The organism is uncultured Alistipes sp. (assembly GCF_902388705.1).
Classification (GTDB): Bacteria; Bacteroidota; Bacteroidia; order Bacteroidales; family Rikenellaceae; genus Alistipes.
In genome coordinates this window covers 1-4,261 of sequence record NZ_CABMQJ010000102.1, presented here as the reverse complement: position 1 = coordinate 4,261, position 4,261 = coordinate 1, and the positions used below count along the sequence as shown (strand labels likewise).

General features: G+C 59.3%; 2 protein-coding genes and 1 pseudogene. 1 reads left to right on the top strand and 2 read right to left on the bottom strand.

Going from position 1 to position 4,261, the window contains the following annotated elements:
• A pseudogene (locus QZT71_RS12065) lies at positions 1-364 on the bottom strand (hypothetical protein); the annotation flags it as partial.
• A 189-nt stretch (positions 365-553) separates the two neighbouring features.
• On the opposite strand from QZT71_RS12065, the gene QZT71_RS12060 reads away from it, so the two are divergent.
• Positions 554-1,948, top strand: coding sequence for an arginine decarboxylase (locus QZT71_RS12060; RefSeq protein WP_295916564.1), 1,395 nt, complete (start codon positions 554-556; stop codon positions 1,946-1,948).
• A gap of 233 nt (positions 1,949-2,181) precedes the next feature.
• Here QZT71_RS12060 and QZT71_RS12055 read toward each other — a convergent pair whose 3' ends face one another.
• Positions 2,182-3,777, bottom strand: a complete 1,596-nt coding sequence (locus QZT71_RS12055) for an ABC-F family ATP-binding cassette domain-containing protein (RefSeq protein ID WP_295916563.1) — start codon at positions 3,775-3,777, stop codon at positions 2,182-2,184.
• Between the last annotated feature and the right edge of the window lie 484 nt (positions 3,778-4,261).

Sequence of the window (4,261 nt, the reverse complement as noted above, 5' to 3'; positions counted from 1 at the left end):
CGGCCGGCGCCTGCTGCGCAGGGCGGGGCGTGCAGGTGAAACCGATTGTCCCGTTCGGCCCGGGCCTCATCACGCCGAAATCCCCGAGCGGAAACTCCCGTCCGTGCTCCACGGCATGGCGCACCTCGAATACGAAGCGGTCTATCTCGCCCGCCGCCTCCAGTTCGCTCATGCCCTCTGCGGCCAGCAGCTGCCGCAGCACGCCGTCGTCGCGTTTGAGCAGTTCCGAGAAAACGATACTTACCCCCGGCTCCTTGACGATAAACGTCCCGAGCTGGGGAATGACGAGCCGTTTATGCGACCCGAGATATTGGGATACGGTACGAATCAACACGATTGAAAGACTCCTTGAAATTCGGTTCAAAATTACCCTTTTTCAGCCAAAAAACCAAAATTCGCTGGCGTTTTTCAAAATAATCGGACAAACTATTGGTTATACGGAAAATATTCACTTGATTTGCATCCCGAAATTTTTGAAAATCCGGCCGGGCTACATCGGCTGAAAATTTGCAATGTAGCGAAGACGGATTATTGAAACTTTTACAAACGAGCCATGAAAGACAAGTACATCGACCTCATCGAACAGACGTTCGACTTCCCGCAGGATGAGTTCTCGGTCGAGGACAACGAGCTGAATTTCCATGACATTCCGCTCATGGAGTTGATCAAGCAGTACGGCACACCGCTCAAGATAACCTACCTGCCGAAGATCTCCCAGCAGATCAACCGCGCCAAGCGCATGTTCAATGTGGCGATGGCCAAGGTCGACTACAAGGGGTCGTACAACTACTGCTACTGCACCAAGTCGAGCCACTTCTCGTTCGTACTGGAGGAGGCCATGAAGAACGACATCCACCTGGAAACGTCGTCGGCCTACGATATACATATCATAAACGCCCTCTACGACGGCGGCATCATCGACAAGGACCGCTACATCATCTGCAACGGCTTCAAACGCCCGCAGTATGTCGAGAACATCGCGCAGCTGGTGAACGACGGCTTCGTCAACACGATTCCCGTGCTCGACAACAAGGAGGAGCTGGAGCTGTTCGAGGACTCGTTCACCAAGAAGTGCAAGGTGGGCATCCGCATCGCCTGCGAGGAGGAGCCGAAGTTCGAGTTCTACACCTCGCGCCTGGGTATCCGTTACAACGACATCGTCGATTTCTACAAGGCCAAGCTCAAGAACAGCAAGAAGTTCCAGCTCAAGATGCTGCATTTCTTCATCAATACCGGCATCAAGGACACCGCCTACTACTGGAACGAGTTGTCGAAGTGCATGAGCGTATACTGCGAACTGAAAGCCATCTGCCCCGAGCTGGACAGCCTCAACATCGGCGGCGGTTTCCCCATCAAGAACTCGCTCAACTTCGAATACGACTACGAATACCTGACCGAGGAAATCGTGGCGCAAATCAAGAGCATCTGCCAGCGCAACGAAATCGAGGAGCCGAACATCTTCACCGAGTTCGGATCGTTCACGGTGGGCGAAAGCGGCGCGGCGCTCTACTCGATCGTCAACCAGAAGCAGCAGAACGACCGGGAGAACTGGTACATGATCGACTCGTCGTTCATCACCACCCTGCCCGACACGTGGGGCATCAACCAGCGTTACATCATGCTGCCCGTGAACAACTGGAACAAGGAGTACCAGCGTGTGTTCCTCGGAGGACTGACGTGCGACAGCGAGGATTTCTACAACGCCGAGTCGCACATCAACGCCATCTTCCTGCCCAAACTCGAACCGGGCAACACCCAGTACATCGGGTTCTTCCACACGGGGGCCTACCAGGAGTCGATCGGCGGCTTCGGCGGCATCCAGCACTGCCTGATTCCCGCTCCCAAACACATCATCATCGACCGCGACAAAAGCGACAACGAATATTACACGCGGCTTTTCGCCAAGGAGCAGTCCTACCGTTCGATGCTGCGAATACTGGGGTATTGATCCCGGAAGCCAAGCCGGCCGCATACAGCACATGCGGACAATCCCCCTTGTCAAAAGGGGGATTTTTTTATCCCCGGCTTTCCGCCAGGGCGCAGTCCTGCCGTTCGATGCTGCGAATACCGGGATATTAGCCCCGGAAGCCCGCAAAGACCGCATACTGCACATACGGACAATCCCCCTGAATCCCCTCCTCGAAAGACAAACGGCGTCCTGCCCCCCTGCGGGACGCCGCTTCATTCCCGCGCGTCCAGCCCGAACGTCCTCGTTATCCCGATTTCACCGACAAAGTGCCGGTCGTGGGAGATGACGAGCAGCGTTCCCCGGTAACCGCCGATGGTGCGGGTGAGAATCGCCAGGCTCGACAAATCGAGGTTGTTGGTCGGCTCGTCGAGGATGAACATGTCCGGAACATGGTCGGAAATCATCAGGCAGCACAGGCACAGCCGCATCCGTTCGCCGCCGCTCAACGTGTCGCACCGCTTGTCCCACATCTCCCGGGGAAACAGGGCCCGGTGCAGGCGCAGTTTCAGTTCGTGATCCGGCCAGTTCGGGCGGTTGCTGGCCTGCGCCAGTTCCAGCACGCTCTTCGGGGTGTCGGCCATGCGGTACTCCTGGTCGAGCCATACGTACGAAAACCCGGCCCGCCCGATGCGGCCCGCCGTCGGCTCCAACTGCCCGGTCAGCAGCCGGACAAGGGTCGTCTTTCCCGTGCCGTTGCCGCCCGTCAGGCGGACGCGCTCGCCGCTCCGGATTTCGAGGTCGAGGGGCGACGGCCACAGCAGCCGGCCCCCGGGATAGCAGAAATTCACACCGCTTGCCGTAACCAGCGTCTTCCCCTCGTGCAGCTGCGCATCGTCGAAGTCGATTTTCAGCTCGCAGACCCGCCCCCGCTGCTGCCGCAGCCCGGCAAGCCGCTCCCGGTTGCCGCCGAGCAGTTCAGCCTGCTTGTCCCGGAGTTTGCAGAGCGCACGCTCACCACTGTCTTTCAGCGTCTTGCGCATGATTCGCGGAAGCCCGGCCTTGTGTTTCTCGCCCTCACGCATCCGCTTCTCCTGCCGCTCGCGCACCTCCTGCGCCCTTTTGCGGGCCAGCCGCAGCGCCGCCTGCTCCGAATCGATGCGCCGCTCCAGCAAAGCCTCGGCAGCGGCTTTCTGCCCGCGGTAGAAATCGAAATTCCCGCCGTAGACCTCCAGTCCCCCGGCAGTGAGTTCGCAGGTCGTTCCGAGCAGGTTCAGCAGCGTCACGTCGTGGCTGACCACCACCATCGCCGCCCGGCTCGTACGGACATAGTCGTAGAGTTTCTCCCGCCCCGCGGTATCGAGGTGGTTCGTCGGCTCATCGAGCAGCACGACAGCCGGGTCGTGAATCGCGAGTCCCGCCAGGAAGAGCCGGGTCTTTTCGCCGCCGCTCAACGTGTCGATGGGGGCATCCGGCGTGATGTGCGGCAGCCCCCAGTGGTCGAGCGCCGTCCGGCAGCGGGACTCGATGTCCCAGTCGTCGGCCAGCGCATCGAAGTACGCCGGCTCGCTGCTGCCGCCGCAGATGGCGTGCAGGGCTTCGAGTTTGGCGGCCACGCCGAGCGCCCGGCCGACGGAAATCCCGGTTATTCCGACCTGCTGGGGTACGTAGTATGGGCGCGAAGCACAGGCGATGCTGCCCGAAACGGGCGACAGGTGCCCGGCGATAACCTTCAGGAGCGTCGATTTGCCCGAGCCGTTGTCGCCGACGACGGACACCTTCGCACCCGCGGCGACCGTGAGGCACAGCCCGTCGAACAATGTTTGCTGATTGGTATAGCGGTAGGAAATACCGCTGACGATAATACTCATATAAGATAACGATTAATAGCGGCCCGCAGAAAGGCCTGTTAAACCGAGAAGCTGTCTGTTTTTCCGGATACGGCGTCGGTTTAATAAAACCGGCTATCAATCGTTTATTCTCATCGGAGCGGATTTTGGTTCGGCGGCAAAGGTAAACACAATTTCCCGATAAACCAAATCGGCACGGACAACGGCACCGCCGTCGGGTGCCGGCGGAAGAACATGCGCCTTTCCGGGCGGATTTTTCCGGCCCGGTACGTTGCCCTTGCGTAAAAATTCGTAACTTGTGCGGTCTTAATCAGAAATTCGGCACTATGAAAAGTATACTACGGCAGGGAAAAGCCGTACTCCTTGCGGGGTTGCTGCTCTTCCTTTCCGGCACTGCCGCGGCCGGGCGGCCGCCTCACCAAGGTCGCGGGGAACACGCTCCGGGCCGCATCCGGGCATATGTCCCGGCCGACCGGAATACCGTCGCCCCGGGCCACGATCCCGG

Excerpts from the sequence above, each read along its gene's own strand:
- QZT71_RS12060 (WP_295916564.1), top strand. The coding sequence starts at position 554 with ATGAAAGACAAGTACATCGACCTCATCGAACAGACGTTCGACTTCCCG.
- QZT71_RS12055 (WP_295916563.1), bottom strand. The coding sequence starts at position 3,777 with ATGAGTATTATCGTCAGCGGTATTTCCTACCGCTATACCAATCAGCAA.